General features: G+C 57.4%; 17 protein-coding genes and 3 tRNA genes. 11 read left to right on the plus strand and 9 right to left on the minus strand.

Annotation, left to right across the window (positions count from 1 at the left end; all coding sequences use genetic code 11):
* The first annotated feature begins 65 nt into the window (after positions 1-65).
* The 8 genes from modA (at position 66) to ACP7EE_RS09265 (ending at position 6523) form a co-directional block, all read left to right on the plus strand.
* Positions 66-833, plus strand: coding sequence for a molybdate ABC transporter substrate-binding protein (modA, locus tag ACP7EE_RS09230; protein ID WP_426234299.1), 768 nt, complete (start codon positions 66-68; stop codon positions 831-833).
* A gap of 1 nt (position 834) precedes the next feature.
* Positions 835-1515 (plus strand): molybdate ABC transporter permease subunit, encoded by a 681-nt coding sequence (gene modB / locus ACP7EE_RS09235; protein ID WP_426205874.1) that lies wholly within the window; start codon positions 835-837, stop codon positions 1513-1515.
* A 3-nt stretch (positions 1516-1518) separates the two neighbouring features.
* On the plus strand, positions 1519-2598 hold the full coding sequence (gene modC, locus ACP7EE_RS09240) for a molybdenum ABC transporter ATP-binding protein (protein WP_426234300.1): 1080 nt from the start codon (positions 1519-1521) through the stop codon (positions 2596-2598).
* Positions 2599-2670: 72 nt separating this feature from the next.
* Positions 2671-3708 (plus strand): DNA topoisomerase IB, encoded by a 1038-nt coding sequence (locus ACP7EE_RS09245; protein ID WP_426205872.1) that lies wholly within the window; start codon positions 2671-2673, stop codon positions 3706-3708.
* 144 nt (positions 3709-3852) lie between these two features.
* Positions 3853-5490, plus strand: a complete 1638-nt coding sequence (locus ACP7EE_RS09250) for an ABC-F family ATP-binding cassette domain-containing protein (protein WP_426205871.1) — start codon at positions 3853-3855, stop codon at positions 5488-5490.
* 70 nt (positions 5491-5560) lie between these two features.
* On the plus strand, positions 5561-5791 hold the full coding sequence (locus ACP7EE_RS09255) for a hypothetical protein (RefSeq protein WP_420649113.1): 231 nt from the start codon (positions 5561-5563) through the stop codon (positions 5789-5791).
* Between the two features lie 84 nt (positions 5792-5875).
* Positions 5876-6106, plus strand: coding sequence for a hypothetical protein (locus tag ACP7EE_RS09260; RefSeq protein ID WP_420649114.1), 231 nt, complete (start codon positions 5876-5878; stop codon positions 6104-6106).
* Between the two features lie 132 nt (positions 6107-6238).
* Positions 6239-6523 (plus strand): hypothetical protein, encoded by a 285-nt coding sequence (locus ACP7EE_RS09265; protein ID WP_426234301.1) that lies wholly within the window; start codon positions 6239-6241, stop codon positions 6521-6523.
* Positions 6524-6650: 127 nt separating this feature from the next.
* Here the strand turns inward: ACP7EE_RS09265 and ACP7EE_RS09270 are convergent, their stop codons facing one another.
* The 8 genes from ACP7EE_RS09270 to ACP7EE_RS09305 form a co-directional block, all read right to left on the minus strand.
* A complete protein-coding gene (locus tag ACP7EE_RS09270) occupies positions 6651-6890 on the minus strand; it encodes a YceK/YidQ family lipoprotein (RefSeq protein WP_426205869.1) in 240 nt (79 codons plus the stop codon).
* A gap of 182 nt (positions 6891-7072) precedes the next feature.
* Positions 7073-7159 (minus strand) — tRNA-Leu (locus ACP7EE_RS09275).
* A 196-nt stretch (positions 7160-7355) separates the two neighbouring features.
* Positions 7356-7429: transfer RNA gene (locus tag ACP7EE_RS09280), tRNA-Cys, on the minus strand.
* Positions 7430-7474: 45 nt separating this feature from the next.
* A tRNA-Gly gene (locus tag ACP7EE_RS09285) sits at positions 7475-7550 on the minus strand.
* A gap of 60 nt (positions 7551-7610) precedes the next feature.
* Positions 7611-8171 carry a CDP-diacylglycerol--glycerol-3-phosphate 3-phosphatidyltransferase gene (pgsA, locus tag ACP7EE_RS09290; RefSeq protein ID WP_420649117.1) on the minus strand — a complete coding sequence of 187 codons (561 nt, stop codon included), beginning with the start codon at positions 8169-8171 and terminating at the stop codon, positions 7611-7613.
* Positions 8172-8203: 32 nt separating this feature from the next.
* Positions 8204-10027: an excinuclease ABC subunit UvrC gene (gene uvrC, locus ACP7EE_RS09295; RefSeq protein WP_420649118.1), complete on the minus strand. Its 1824-nt coding sequence runs from the start codon at positions 10025-10027 to the stop codon at positions 8204-8206.
* 5 nt (positions 10028-10032) lie between these two features.
* Positions 10033-10674 carry a response regulator transcription factor GacA gene (gacA, locus tag ACP7EE_RS09300; protein ID WP_420649119.1) on the minus strand — a complete coding sequence of 214 codons (642 nt, stop codon included), beginning with the start codon at positions 10672-10674 and terminating at the stop codon, positions 10033-10035.
* 127 nt (positions 10675-10801) lie between these two features.
* On the minus strand, positions 10802-11245 hold the full coding sequence (locus tag ACP7EE_RS09305; protein ID WP_426234302.1) for a GNAT family N-acetyltransferase: 444 nt from the start codon (positions 11243-11245) through the stop codon (positions 10802-10804).
* A 172-nt stretch (positions 11246-11417) separates the two neighbouring features.
* Between ACP7EE_RS09305 and ACP7EE_RS09310 the strand changes: the two genes are divergently transcribed.
* Together ACP7EE_RS09310 and ACP7EE_RS09315 are read left to right on the plus strand one after the other, a co-directional pair.
* Entirely contained in the window at positions 11418-11546 is a 129-nt protein-coding gene (locus ACP7EE_RS09310) for a hypothetical protein (protein ID WP_426234303.1), read from the plus strand.
* A gap of 336 nt (positions 11547-11882) precedes the next feature.
* On the plus strand, positions 11883-12959 hold the full coding sequence (locus ACP7EE_RS09315) for a 3-deoxy-7-phosphoheptulonate synthase (protein WP_426234304.1): 1077 nt from the start codon (positions 11883-11885) through the stop codon (positions 12957-12959).
* A gap of 47 nt (positions 12960-13006) precedes the next feature.
* Here the strand turns inward: ACP7EE_RS09315 and ACP7EE_RS09320 are convergent, their stop codons facing one another.
* A complete protein-coding gene (locus ACP7EE_RS09320; RefSeq protein WP_426234305.1) occupies positions 13007-14125 on the minus strand; it encodes a hypothetical protein in 1119 nt (372 codons plus the stop codon).
* 337 nt (positions 14126-14462) lie between these two features.
* Between ACP7EE_RS09320 and ACP7EE_RS09325 the strand changes: the two genes are divergently transcribed.
* On the plus strand, positions 14463-15332 hold the full coding sequence (locus tag ACP7EE_RS09325; protein ID WP_426234306.1) for an esterase/lipase family protein: 870 nt from the start codon (positions 14463-14465) through the stop codon (positions 15330-15332).
* The last annotated feature ends 83 nt before the right edge of the window (positions 15333-15415 follow it).

Genomic DNA, 15415 nt, shown 5'->3' on the forward strand with positions numbered 1-15415 from the left:
GTCTGACGGCGTTTCGCTATATATTTCGCTATATAGCGTTTTAGCCCTCGCAGCGGAGCCGTTTCATGACCATTCGTGCCTCACGTTTTGCCCCTACTACCCTGGCGTCCCTGATCGCGCTCTGCGCTTTCGGTAGCGTTCAGGCCGATGAAGTACAAGTCGCTGTCGCAGCAAACTTCACCGCACCGATCCAGGCCATCGCTGCCGATTTCGAAAAAGACACCGGGCACAAACTGGTCGCAGCCTACGGCGCTACTGGACAGTTCTACACCCAGATCAAAAACGGCGCGCCGTTCGAAGTCTTTCTCTCGGCGGATGACACCACGCCGGAGAAGCTCGAAAAAGAAGGTGAGACCGTCAAGGGCTCGCGCTTCACCTACGCCATCGGCACGCTGGCGCTGTGGTCGGCCAAGGACGGTTACGTCGACTCCGAAGGCGAAGTCCTGAAGAAAAACGAGTACCAACATCTGTCCATTGCCAATCCGAAAGCCGCGCCTTACGGCCTGGCTGCGACCCAAGTGCTGGAGAAACTCAAACTGACCGAAGCGAGCAAAGCCAAGATCGTCGAAGGCCAGAACATCACTCAGGCTTACCAATTCGTTTCCACCGGCAATGCCGAGCTGGGCTTCGTTGCTCTGTCGCAGATCTACAAGGACGGTAAAGTCACCAGCGGTTCAGCGTGGATCGTTCCGGCGAGCATGCACGACCCGATCAAACAAGATGCCGTGATCCTCACCAAAGGCAAGGACAACGCCGCCGCCAAAGCACTGGTCGAATACCTCAAAGGCCCGAAAGCCGCTGCGGTAATCAAATCCTACGGTTACCAGCTCTGACATGTCGCTGACGAGTGCTGATTTCGCAGCGATCTGGCTGACCCTGAAACTGGCGTCCCTGACCACCGTGATCCTGTTGATCATCGGCACTCCGATTGCGCTGTGGTTGTCGCGTACCCGCTCCTGGTTACGCGGCCCTGTCGGCGCAATCGTCGCCCTGCCCCTGGTGTTGCCACCGACCGTCATTGGTTTTTATCTGCTACTGGCGCTCGGTCCGCACGGGTATGTCGGCCAGTTCACCCAATGGCTGGGGTTCGGCACGCTTACCTTCAGTTTCGCCGGATTGGTGATCGGTTCGGTGCTGTATTCCATGCCGTTCGTGGTGCAGCCGTTGCAAAACGCTTTCTCTGCGATTGGCACCCGCCCACTGGAAGTGGCCGCGACCTTGCGCGCCAATGCGTGGGACACTTTTTTCAGCGTGATCCTGCCGCTGGCCCGCCCCGGTTTCATCACAGCGGCGATCCTCGGGTTCGCGCATACCGTCGGTGAATTCGGCGTGGTGCTGATGATCGGCGGCAACATTCCCGACAAAACCCGTGTGGTTTCGGTGCAAATCTACGACCACGTCGAAGCCATGGAATACGCGCAAGCGCATTGGCTCGCGGGGGCGATGTTGGTATTTTCGTTTGTGGTGTTGCTGGCGCTGTATTCCAGCCGCAAGACCCGCGCGGGCTGGAGTTGATCGATGATTGATGCGCGTCTGAAACTGGCGTATTCAGGCTTCAGTCTGGATGTCGACTTGAAGTTACCCGGCCGGGGCGTGACCGCCCTGTTCGGCCAATCCGGTTCTGGCAAAACCACCTGCCTGCGCTGTATCGCCGGCCTTGAGCGCGCCGAGCAGGCGTTCGTGCGCATCAATAACCAAGTCTGGCAGGACAGTGACAACGGCATCTTCGTACCGCCGCACAAACGTGCGGTGGGTTATGTATTTCAGGAAGCCAGCCTGTTCCCGCACCTGTCTGTGCTGGCCAATCTGCAATTCGGCTTCAAACGTATTCCAAAAGCTCAACGCCGGGTCGACATGGCGCACGCCACCGAGTTGCTCGGGATTGGCCATTTGCTTGAGCGGCATCCGCAGCACCTGTCCGGCGGCGAACGCCAACGCATCGGCATTGCTCGCGCACTGCTCACCAGTCCGAAACTGCTGCTGATGGACGAACCGCTGGCGGCGCTCGACAGTCAGCGCAAAAGCGAAATCCTGCCGTATCTACAGCGTCTGCATGACGAACTGGATATCCCGGTGCTGTACGTCAGTCACGCGCAAGATGAAGTCGCGCGACTGGCTGATCACCTAGTCCTGCTCAGTGACGGTAAAGCGCTAGCCAGCGGCCCGATCGGCGAAACCCTCGCCCGCCTCGACCTGCCGCTGGCGATGGGCGATGACGCCGGCGTGGTGATTGAAGGTCAGGTCAGCGCCTACGATTCGGACTATCAATTGCTCACACTGCAACTTCCTGAGACGTTGCTGAGCATTCGCGTGACTCACGCACCGTTGGCCGTGGGCCAGGCCTTGCGTTGCAAAGTTCAGGCGCGGGACATCAGCCTGACGCTGCAAAACACCGAACACAGCAGCATCCTCAATCGCTTGCCGGTCACAGTGGTCACTGAACAGCCGGCAGATAATGCGGCGCATGTGTTGATCCGCCTCGACGCCGGTGGTACGCCGTTGCTGGCGCGAATCACACGTTATTCGCGCGATCAACTCGGCGTACATCCAGGCCAACAGCTCTGGGCGCAGATCAAGGCTGTCGCGGTACTGGCATAAATCCTTTGGCACTGCGGGCATGGCGTGCGGTCAATCGCATAACAGCCATCTATTGCCACCAGGAAACCTGCCATGCCAGACACCGCGCTCACCGATGTGCTGCCCTCCGACCTGCACTATGTTGATGACACGCAGCCAGGCATCACCCGCAAAAAGCTGCGCGGCAAGTTCTGTTATTTCGACCCGGCGGGCCAGCGCATCACTGATCCCGGAGAGATCAAACGCATCAATGCCCTCGCGGTGCCGCCGGCCTACGTTGATGTGTGGATCTGCAACGATCCGCGTGGTCACTTGCAAGCCACCGGCCGTGACGCGCGTGGCCGCAAACAATACCGCTATCACACGCGCTGGCGCGAGGTGCGCGATGCCGACAAATACTCGCGGCTGCGCGAGTTCGGCGCGGCCCTGCCCAAGTTGCGCAAACAACTCGAAGCACTGCTGGAGGCGCCCGGTTTCAGCCGCGACAAGGTCATGGCGACCGTGATTACTTTGCTCGACGCCACGCTGATCCGCGTCGGCAATACGCAATACGCCCGCGATAACCGTTCCTATGGCCTGACGACTTTGCGTAGCCGTCACGTCGAGGTCAACGGCAGTGCGATCCTGTTCCAGTTTCGCGGCAAGAGCGGCATCGAGCATCAGATCACGGTGAAAGATCGACGCCTGGCGCGGATCATCAAGCGCTGCCTGGAGCTTCCGGGGCAAAATCTGTTTCAGTATCTGGATGAAAACGGTGAGCGGCACACCGTCAGTTCCTCGGATGTGAACAGCTACTTGCAGAAGCTGACCGGCGCCGATTTCACCGCCAAGGATTACCGCACCTGGGCCGGCAGTGCACTGGCGTTGTCGGTATTACGCGAACTGCAATGGGAGTCGGAGGCCGAAGCCAAGCGGCATGTGGTGGAAATGGTCAAAGGTGTGGCCCGGCAACTCGGCAATACGCCGGCGGTGTGCCGCAAGTGCTACATCCACCCGGCGGTGGTCGAACATTTCATGCTGGGGGCGTTGGCGGAATTGCCGCGCCCACGCTTGCGCAAAGGGCTGCGCGCAGAGGAAGTTGCACTGGCGACATTTCTTGAGCAGATGTCTGAAGTGGCAGCCGCGCCTTGATCCTCGGGCGTTCCTCGGCTAGTCTGCCGGGCTTCCCCTCTCCCAGGACGACCGCAGAAGTGAACAACTAAGCCTTCAAAAATGTAATCGCGACATGCGCTTCAAGGTGCTTGTCAGTGTTCACGACATTTTTCGGAGGTGCCGATGACTCACGTCTCGCGTACGCCTGCTCTCGTCTCCCTCAATCAGCTGGGTTTTCAGTTGGCTGATGGCCAGACGATTTTCACTGCGCTGAATCTGCAATTCGACCACACACCAACGGCCATCGTCGGACGCAACGGCGTCGGTAAAAGCCTGCTCGCACGCCTGCTAGCCGGATCCTTGCAGCCCACTAGCGGCAGCGTGGTCAGTTCGGTAGCGATCGCTTATGTGCCGCAAAATTTTATCCATGAACCTTGGCAAACGGTTGCTCAAGCCACGGGAACAGCCTCGATTCTTGAAGCGCTGGATCGGCTAAGTCAAGGCTGCGCAACGGTCGAGGATTTCGACGTGATTGGAGAGCGCTGGGATATGGCTGAGCGCTTGCGCCGCGCGCTCGATGGCGCAGGCTTGCCCGAGGTCGCTTTCACCGATTTGACACAGCACCTGAGCGGCGGCCAGCAAGCGCGCATTGCCCTGATCGGCGCCTTTCTGAGCGAGGCATCGATGCTGGTTCTGGACGAGCCAAGCAACCACCTGGATGCGCCCGGCCGACAATGGTTGATGAATACTTTCGAGCGCTGGCGCGGGGGCCTGATCGTTGTCAGTCATGATCGACAACTGCTTGAAGGTATGCAGCGGATCATCGAGCTGAGCGTATCGGGTGTCAGCGAATTCGGTGGCAATTACTCAGCCTTTCGCGAGCATCAGCGCACTCACCAAGCCGCAGCGCAAGCTCGACTTGCTCAAGCCAGAAGCGAACGTCAGCGCGAACGCCTGCGTTTGCAACGTGAACACGACACGATTCAGCGCCATGCGGCTGGTGCCCGACGCCACGCCGACACCGCCAACGTGGCCGGTTTCGAGCGAGCCGCCATGAAAAGCGCCGCCAAGGACATCATGGGCCATGTCCGCTCGAATCATCAGGCGCGCAAATCTGAACTGGACGCGCAGGTCACTGAGGCCTTTCTCAAGGTTGCGCCCATGGAGGGCGTAATGATCAACCTGCCGGGCAGTGCTGTGCCGATGGGGCGGCAAGTCTGCACGCTGGTGGAAGCTGGTTTACCGTGGTTGCCGATAGAAGCGCCGTCAACCCGGCTCACCCTCACGCTGGGTGGCCCGATGCGCGTGGCCGTCCGCGGCCCCAACGGTTGTGGCAAGTCGACTTTGCTGAGAATGCTCGCTGATGAACTCGCACCGGTAAGCGGTACCTGCGCAACGAATGTGCCTTGGGCTTTCCTGGATCAGCATCTGACATTACTCGATGATCAACAGAGCATCATTGAGCAACTGATCGCGCAGGGCACTCCGTTGAGCGAGGGCACCTTGCGCAGTTACCTCGCCCGATTGCAATTGGAGGCCAGGCAGGTCACGCAACCCTGCGGGTCGCTAAGTGGCGGCGAGCGCTTGAAAGCTGCGCTGGCTTTGGCAGTCTGGCGCAAGACACCCGCGCAACTGCTCCTGCTGGATGAGCCGACCAACCATCTGGATCTGCCATCGACAGAGGCTTTCGAAGAGTCTTTACAGACATTTCCTGGCGCAATTGTCGCCGTTTCCCACGATCAGAATTTCCTCCAGGCGCTGAATCCCAGCCACTGCCTGCAATGGCACCGAACAGGCTGGGAGCTGTACCCGACGAACTGACTGTCTATTTTTTGCACGATTGGCCCAGGCTTCTATAGTTCATCTGACACAAATCAGCTGCGGTGAAGCCATGGAAGACATTTTCGTAGTGAAACGCTGCAACAAGATCATCATCCACGGCCGTCGTGCTGGAGAAAGCCAACACGCGCCGGCTGAAGCCACAGTGTGGTTTCGCATTTGCGATACGCGCACGGCTGGTTTCATCGGCGATGGCTACGATGTTGAAGAAGATGCCATGCATGAATGTCGCCGACTCAACACCGCCAGCGCGCCATCACCTGCCCGGGAGTCCTCCGGCTGATGCCGATCATTTTCGGGCCTATACTGAGATTTGCTTAACGCAACGCGTACTGACGATTCACAACTTTTTGAACGGAGGTGTCACATGTCCGAAAAAGAGTCCATCACCACCCTTCTCACCTTGCTCGACGCTCGCGAGGCACGCCTGGCGGCCGCTTGCAAAGACATCGCCGACTGGGTCGACCACCAAGGCGGCCACCCGACCGCACTACGTATCCGTGATCGACTGAACGATATCGAAAAGGATACTCCGCTGATTCGCAGGACCTTGTCCTCGCTCAGACCAGCCGATCGGCCGCTGCCGCGGTTCAGGTAGTTAGCAGTCTGCAATCACGACTGGCGGTTGAGCGACGCTACTGTCGCCAGCTGCTGCCTGGGATAATCGTGTTACCGAACGCCCTTGGTGATTAAAGGTCAAAACCTTTACACGTCACCAAGGAGACGTCTCATGGTCATTCACTTCAAAGTCGACGGGCACCTGGCCTGCGGCCACAACGGTAATAACCTCTCCTCCAGCCGCGAACTCAACCAAGTCAAGTGCCGCAGCTGCCGAAATACCGATGCCTACAAAGATGCTCGCAAGAGCCAACGCAATCTCGCACGGCGAACTTCTCGCAAGAAAATTACGCCGCACGCTACCGGTAACTGGCGTTCGGAGTGGACTGAACGATTGTCGGCAATGATTGGACTGCAACGTCTGCCTCGAGGCTTCGCCGGTCAAGCATTCGTCTGATGTTCGAGCAAAAAAAATGGGCCGATCAGATCGGCCCATTTGCATTAGTGATTGCCTTGAAGTTTCTCCGTATTACGACTAGGTGACGACAATCTCGCGCAGACACACTTCGACGCTTGCGAATCGATCAAAGGTTGCAGGTGTACTGATATTCGAAGGGGAAAAATAGCGTATCGACGACCAATGAGAACGGTGCGTCGATCAGTAAAAAAGGAATCAGCTTTCCTTTAGATGTACCTACCAGCCACCAGTCAAATCGTACCCCGATGTAAGGACATCGATGTTTGTCGTAATCCATTCGCGTGGCAACTGCCGCACACGCGCTCAGACTGGTGATCAAGATCAGCAAAATCAGTTTCCGAAACAAGTAACTTCCTTATTACTTTTGCGTTTGGCTGGGCAGTGCATCTGGAATTGGATTTGAACGGAGATGTACGTTACGCCGACGTAATGACGTATGAAGCGCGTGTTGCTGAGCACAAGCAATATTTTGCGGAGCAAAAGAATAAGGGCCTGCATGAGGTATCTCACGCAAGCCCTTGATATTCATGGTGCCCGAAGCCGGAATCGAACCGGCACGCCCTTACGAGCGGGGGATTTTAAGTCCCATGCGTCTACCAGTTTCGCCATTCGGGCGGTAGCGCGGTGTTGCATGGCTCTGTTGTTGAATCACGATCCTGACAGGGTCAGCACCGCAGCAAGCAGAGGGGAAATATATACATCACTTCCCGGTGACGCAAGTTGGCGAGAGTCGTTTTCAAGACTAAATCTTTCAACTTTTTCGCCAATAAAAAAGCTCCGTAAATCATGGATCTACGGAGCTTGTTTATAGTGGAGGCCGAGGTCGGAATCGAACCGGCGTAGGTGGATTTGCAATCCACTGCATAACCATTTTGCTACTCGGCCTCAAAGCATCTGCTGTCAGTAGCACAACAACAAACACGTACAAATTGGAGCGGGAAACGAGACTCGAACTCGCGACCCCGACCTTGGCAAGGTCGTGCTCTACCAACTGAGCTATTCCCGCTTGGTGTGGCGCATTCTATAGAATCCAGAAGCCCCGTCAACCCTTTGATTCAAAAAAGTTTTATTTCTTTTCAACATCGGTCTTCAGATGCGGCCAGGCAGCCCGCAGGTATTGAACCATCGACCACAACGTCAGGCCGGCAGACACGATCAACAATGCATAACCCAATACGACCCAGAAGTTGAAAGCCTTCGGCGTGGCCAGCAAGATCACCAGTGCGAGCATTTGCGCAGCAGTTTTCCATTTGCCCAGATTCGAGACGGCGACGTGCGCACGAGCGCCCAGTTCTGCCATCCACTCGCGCAGTGCAGAAATAACAATCTCGCGACCGATGATCACGGCGGCCGGCAGAGTCAGCCAAAGATTGCCGTGCTCTTGAACCAGCAGCACAAGCGCAACCGCGACCATCAGTTTATCAGCGACAGGGTCAAGGAACGCGCCAAACGGCGTGCTTTGCTCAAGGCGTCGCGCCAAATAGCCATCCAGCCAGTCAGTCGCGGCAGCGAATGCGAAGACCGAACTTGAAGCGAGATAACTCCATTCGTACGGGAGATAGAACAGCAAAATGAAGATCGGGATGAGCAGGACGCGGAGAACGGTAATCAGATTCGGGATATTCATCGGCACAACTGGCTACGAGGTGAATGGGCATTCTACTCACTATGCAGGTTTGCATAAATCGACTCTGCTAGCTTTTTACTGATCCCCGGCGCTTTGGCGATCTCTTCGATGCTTGCACGAGACAGCTCCTGCAATCCACCAAAATGTTTCAACAAGTCGCGACGCCGGGTTGGCCCCACACCCGCAACGCCTTCCAGCGTTGACGTACGCCGGGTTTTACCGCGGCGCGCGCGATGGCCAGTGATTGCAAAGCGGTGAGCTTCGTCGCGAATCTGCTGGATCAAGTGCAACGCGGGCGAATCTCCACGCAATGTGAACTCATGCGCTGCATCATTAAGATACAAAGTCTCGAAGCCCGCCTTGCGTGTAGCACCCTTGGCAACGCCCAACAGAATCAGATCGGGCACAGCCAGTTCATTGAGAACATCGCGCGCCATCGACAACTGACCTTTACCACCGTCCACCAGCAAAATGTCCGGCAACTTGCCCTCGCCGTCTTTTAGCTTGCTGAAACGTCGGGTCAAGGCCTGGTGCATTGCCGCGTAATCATCGCCAGCCGTTACGCCTTCAATGTTGTAGCGCCGGTAATCTGATTTGATCGGACCTTCCGGGCCGAACACCACGCAGGACGCGACCGTCGCCTCACCGCTGGAGTGACTGATGTCATAGCATTCGAGTCGTTGCGGCGGTTCATCCAGATTCAGCACTTCGGCCAGTGCTTCGAAGCGCGCGGCCACATGTTGTCGGTTGGCCAGTCGCGCGCCAAGCGCCTGCTCGGCATTGGTCACGGCCAATTGCTGCCAACGCGCACGCGTACCGCGAACCCGATGGCTGATCGCCAACTCGCGACCGCGCAGCGTCTGAATACCTTCGATCAGCGCCGGAAAGTCTTCATGGACCACGTTGACAATCAATTCACTCGGCAAGTCGCGCTCCGGGCTGGTAATGAAGTATTGCCCCAGAAACGCCGCCATTACCTCGGACACATCTTCTTCAATACCAACCTGTGGGAAGAAGTTCTTGCTGCCCAGGACGCGCCCTCCCCGCACACTGATCAGATGCACACAGGCGCCACCAGGATTGACGAAGGCGGCGATTACATCGATATCACCGGTGCCGCCTTCCATGCTCTGCTGATCCTGAACCCGGCGCAGCAAGCCGATCTGGTCGCGCAGTTCGGCAGCTCGTTCGAACTCGAGGTTGACCGCCGCCTCTTCCATCGCTGCCGACAGCTCGTTGGTCAACGCATGACTGCGCCCCTCGAGAAACATCACCGAGTGACGCACGTCTTCCGCGTAGATTTCAGGCTCGACCAACCCGACACACGGCGCCTTGCAACGTTTGATCTGATATTGCAGGCACGGACGGGTGCGGTTTTTGTAATAGCTGTCTTCACACTGACGAACGAAAAACGTTTTTTGCAGCAAGCTGAGGCTTTCGCGGATTGCCCCGGCGCTCGGATAAGGGCCGAAATACTTGCCCTTGGCCTTCTTGGCGCCGCGATGAATACTCAGTCGCGGGAATTGTCCGTCAGACAGAAATACATACGGATAGGACTTATCGTCGCGCAACAGAATGTTGTACGGCGGCCGCCACTCCTTGATCAAGTTTTGCTCAAGCAGCAGCGCTTCGGTCTCATTGGCGGTGATAGTCGTTTCGACTTGGGCGATACGCCCGACCAGAGCCGCAGTTTTCGGCGCCAGACCGGTCTTGCGAAAGTAACTGGCCAGGCGTTTCTTCAGATTCTTGGCTTTGCCGACATAGAGCAAACGCGCATCGCTGTCGAACATGCGATAAACGCCTGGACGCCCGCTGACCGTCGACAGAAAGGCGCTGGGATCAAAAGTCTCGGTCATGATGGTCAGAGGCTGGCGTCAACCATGCCGTGACGAACTGCCAGAAGCGTCAGCTCGACATCGCTGCTGATCGATAGCTTCTCGAAAATGCGGTAGCGGTAGGTATTCACGGTTTTCGGTGACAGGCATAACTTGTCGGAAATGATCTGGACTTTCTGACAGCCGACAATCATCAACGCGATCTGGATTTCACGCTCGGAAAGCGCATCGAATGGAGAATCGCTGGTTGGCTGGAAAGATTTGATCGCCAGTTGCTGGGCAATCTGCGGGCTGATATAGCGCTGGCCGGCAAATACCAGACGGATGGCCTGGACCATCTCAGGCAGTCCGGCGCCCTTGGTCAGATAGCCCGCGGCTCCGGCCTGCAGGAGTCGTGTAGGAAACGGATCCTCTTCGCACACGGTGACAGCGACCACCTTGACGTCAGGGTGACTGCGCAGCAGTTTGCGCGTGGCTTCGAGACCGCCGATGCCAGGCATCTTGACGTCCATCAGCACCACGTCGGGCTTCAACTCTCGAGCCTTGATCAGGGATTCTTCCCCGGATTCGGCCTGGCCAACTACTTGTAGGCCATCGATATCGGCCAGCATCCGTGTAATGCCTGTACGAACGAGATCGTGGTCATCGACCACTAGCACCCTAATCAAGCAGACACCTCGCGATATGGTCTTATTGGGATGGCTGACACCTTAGCAAAAAGAGCCAGACAGACCTAGCGGCAAGCCGCATATAAAAAGTTTCAATTCATCATGGAGGGCTTGTCGGCCGTGGATTTCAGAGCACAGCTGTACTCAAATCCAGCTGCATTCTCAGGAAACACTCGTCCTCACCCTGCAGGATCAATCCCTTTCGCTCATAAAGACTTCGCGCCGGATTATTGTGGAAAACCGTCAGGCGCAATGCCGCGCGCTTTTCCTCCCGCGCCACCGCAATAACCTGATCGATCGCCCAGGATCCCGCGCCCCGTCCTTGCCACGCTGGTGCAACCTGCAATTCGCGGATATACAAAGCACGCGCATCGCGGCTCAGGCTGAAATAGCCAACTTGCTCAGCACCATGCCCAATCAGCCAATTGTCCCGGCCGAGCCAGGCCACATCAAATGCCTCGTCTTGCCAAAGCAAGTCGTGCTGAATGTAGTAGCGCAGCATATTCCTGCAAGTGAGTTCTCGAACAAATGACAGGTCGGCCAGCGTCGCTCGACGTAATTGGAACGTCATCACCCCTCCCGTAACAATGAATCGCCGATCTTGCGAAGCGCAAAACCCAGAGTGTGTCAGAACACCGGGGGCAATCAACCGATAGCCAACGTTTCGCCCATTCAATAGCAATTTCTGATTGCTGACGCGCGGCAGGCTCTAGTAAGCTCGGCGCATCCATCGGAGACAGCTCATGTTCAACGCCCTTTCCCAGCTTCACACCGCCAGCGCCCTGCGTTCGGTTGCGGCTGCCCGGGTGAACAACGTCTGCGCTCCGGTCAGCTTTTATTTTGGGTATTGGTTTAGCCACTGGCGCGCCTGATACCCACACGGCGCCCATACAGACGGGTCGCCTACCAGAGAATTCTCAACCCCCGGTCGGCCTCCCGACCGGGGGTTTTGTTTTTTCAGGCCCCACACTTTTCAGTATCACACCAGACACTTTGAGGAATCATCAAATGAACTACGCCACTTATTACCGCTACGACAGTTTTACCGCATGGCGATTTACCAGCCGCCGCTCGGGACAGCCTGCCGCCTCCGATCGGTCACCCACAGGTGGCAAGCACACGCACGCAGCCAGTACGGCCAACTGTCGAACACCCCAGTAGGGCCGAGCGAGCGGGAAGCACCCGCCGCCAGCCCAGGAAATCTGAATATGAACTCGTCCATCTCTGCTCTGCCGCTGTCCACCCTCACTTCTGCCAACGAAGCGCTGACCGTACGTCTGCCCAGCTCGTTGCAACTCAAACAGCAATTGCCACTGAGCAATGAGCTGAGCCAGCAAATCAGTGCCCATCGCCAAGCCGTTCGGGCGATCCTCGACGGGCACGACAGCCGTTTACTGGTGATCGTCGGCCCCTGCTCGATTCATGACCCACAATCCGCGCTCGAATACGCTGGCAAACTCGCACGCCTCGCCGATGAGGTCAGCAATGAAATGCTGCTGGTCATGCGTGCCTACGTGGAGAAACCGCGCACCACGATCGGCTGGAAAGGCCTGGCGTACGACCCTGATCTCGACGGCAGCGATGACATGGCCACCGGCCTGTCCCTGTCCCGCGGTTTGATGCTGGAAATGACTCGCATTGGTTTGCCTGTCGCGACCGAATTGCTGCAACCGATGGCAGCCGGCTACTTCGATGACCTGCTGAGTTGGGTCGCCATCGGCGCGCGCACCACCGAATCACAGATTCACCGGGAAATGGCCAGCGGATTGGGTATCCCGGTCGGGTTCAAAAACGGTACCGACGGCGGTGTCGCGGTAGCCGTCGACGCCATGCGCTCGGCTGCTCACCCGCATCGCCACTTTGGGGTAGATAGCCAGGGGCATCCGGCAATCATCCCGACCTTGGGCAACCCGGATACGCATCTGGTACTGCGCGGCGGTCATTCGGGCCCGAACTACGACAGCGCAAGCGTGGCCTGGATCCGCACCGAGCTTGCCCGCTTGAAGATCCCGAGCCGGATCATGGTCGATTGCAGCCACGCCAACAGCGGCAAAGATCCGCTGCGTCAGCCGAGCGTGTTCAACGACGTGTTGGAGCAACGCCTGCAAGGTGACCATTCGCTGGTCGGCATGATGCTCGAGTCGCATCTGTTCGAAGGCTGCCAGCCATTGGGGACATCGCTGCGCTACGGCGTTTCCGTGACCGACGGCTGCCTCGGTTTCGATGCGACAGAGCGCCTGCTGGTGGACGCGGCAGCTCGCCTGCGCAAGCGTTCCCGGAGCTGAAAGTGACTGCAGCCTTGCAGAGTATGCGTACTCCGCAAGGCTGCACATCATGCTTGTACCCGCAACACGGTTACGCCGGATAGCTGGGTTGCTTCATCCAGTCGTTCAATGGAAAACGACACGCGCACCTCGGTATCCACGTGCTCCCGCCAGAACTCATATGGAACATTGAATTCCAGTGGCTGCGAGGCCATCGCGCCAGTGATTTCCCGATCCTCGCGATGAGAGAAACTTTCGCCATCGCATTTGAGATAAACCAGTTCGCCCTCTTCTACTTGCGCATCACTGATCAGTGCAGTGACGCCATCATTGGCATCCTGCAAATCGAGCACACCACCTATTGCCTCGACTATTTGCGGGGCTTCCAACAGACCTCTTTCCTGCGCCGCGATCATGATTCGTGTGACCCCGGATTCGCGGATTGCCGTGCTTCGTTGCTCGACGCGGTACCGCACGGTTACTTCGCTGCCAATATGCGCAGAGATTGACTCGGGAGGAATGCCAAATACCAGTGGCTGGCCCACAGCGAAAGGCTCGACGATCAATTGATCCCCAAACATCCCGCGCCCCGGCGCCACGCCCCAGAACAACCGGACGCGGTCACCGGCAGCCATCCACGCGTAGGGCCGGATCGTGGCCGAGGTGCCATGCGTAACCCTCGCCGGATCAAGGTGTGCTCTGATCGCGTCGCCAATGATCGCCGGCAACAAGCTGCCGCGAACATCTCCGACATCCAGCTGCAATCGGTCAGAAGTCACGGGGGTCGGGATTCTGCTGCTGGTCAGCGTCCAGAAAACCTCTAGCGCCCCCCCATCCAGCGCAGCGATGTGAGCGCTTCTGACAACGAAAACAACCTCCTTTCCCAGTTGAAGTTGACTCACAAAGCGGATGCTTTCGTGACGGTACGGCAAGCCGTCCATATCCAGACCATGCCAGCTCAACATCAGCCTGTCACCGCACGCCATGCCGGGGTAAGGCGCAATACGCACCACAACCTGTTGCAGTGACGGATCAAGCACCGTTCCATTTACCGCATCGAGCGCCGGTGGATCGAGGGTTACTCCGTGTTCGCGCTTGCAACAGAGCACAGGCAGCGTTGGCTTTTTCGCCATTACCCGAGCGCTAAGCCTTGTTGTTGCCAGCGTTGGTGCATCTCGCCTCTTCATATACTGCTCCATTCCCTGGATTAAACACGCAGCCAGCCTGCCGCGAGCAAGAGCCTTTATTGAACCCGTTTCGTGGTCATTGCGATGTCAGCTCTAGGCGCCTTGGGTGCGAGTCAACAGCGCCCAGGAAGGTAGGCAACTGCGAGAAAATCACTCTGGATGACGTAAAAGATGTCCAGTTATTCCGATCCGGATTTCAGAAAGTAGAGATATTTCGCACGCACGCTGATCCGAATTCCAGCAAACGACAAAGACTCTTCATACATCGCCAGCGCCGTGAGTGTTTTAGAGTGACACGCAGACAACGTCGATCAACTTCTGCGATTTAGGTGCAAATATGCAACGGAATGCCACAACTCGTTACCCCATCCTGTTGGTGCACGGACTGTTCGGATTTGAGCGCATCGGCCCCTTCGACCTGTTCCACGGCGTTACACAGGCACTCAAAGACGCCGGTAATCGAGTGTTTGTGCCGCACCTCTCGGCGACTCAAGACAACGAAGTTCGGGGTGAGCAACTGCTCTTGCAGATAGACTCCGTGCTGCGAGGCACGGGCGCGGCCAAAGTCAACCTGATCGGACACAGTCAGGGCGCACTCTCCGCCCGATACGCTGCGGCGCTTGCACCACACCACGTCGCTTCAGTGACCTCGGTCAGCGGGCCAAATCACGGTTCGGAACTTGCAGATTTCCTGCGCAAGGCGTTGGTACCGGGACGATTACCGGAAACGGTCGCGCAAAATGTCGCGACGCTGTTCGGCGACTTCCTGTCGCTGATCAGTGGCAGCACCACACTGCCGCAAAACGCGCTTGCCTCACTTGAGGCCCTGACGACCGAAGGCGTCGGAAAATTCAATGACAAATACCCGCAAGGCTTGCCTGAAACATGGGGCGGACACGGAGCGGAACAGGTCAATGGCGTGCGCTACTACTCCTGGAGCGGCGTCGTACCGGATGCAGTCTTGCCAGCGGTTGATCCGGTGCGAAGTGTCTGCACAGCCCTTTCTGCATATTTTGTGACCGAGCCTGCACAGAACGACGGTTTTGTCGGTCGCTTCAGCTCTCATCTCGGAACCGTGATCCGTTCTGATTATCCCCACGACCATTTAGCTAGCCTGGGTCGAGCCCATGGCCAACGACCATCACCTGTTGACTCGATTCAACTCTACGTCGAGCACGCCTTGCGCCTGCAAGCAGCGAATCTCTAGGTGCAGTGATCAGACAAGCGAATGGAACTTTGCCGAGAAATCGGCCACTGAATCCGGTAGGCTCCACCCTTTACTGAATCTTG

This window comes from Pseudomonas sp. TWP3-2 (genome assembly GCF_049897765.1).
In the GTDB taxonomy this organism is placed as follows: domain Bacteria; phylum Pseudomonadota; class Gammaproteobacteria; order Pseudomonadales; family Pseudomonadaceae; genus Aquipseudomonas.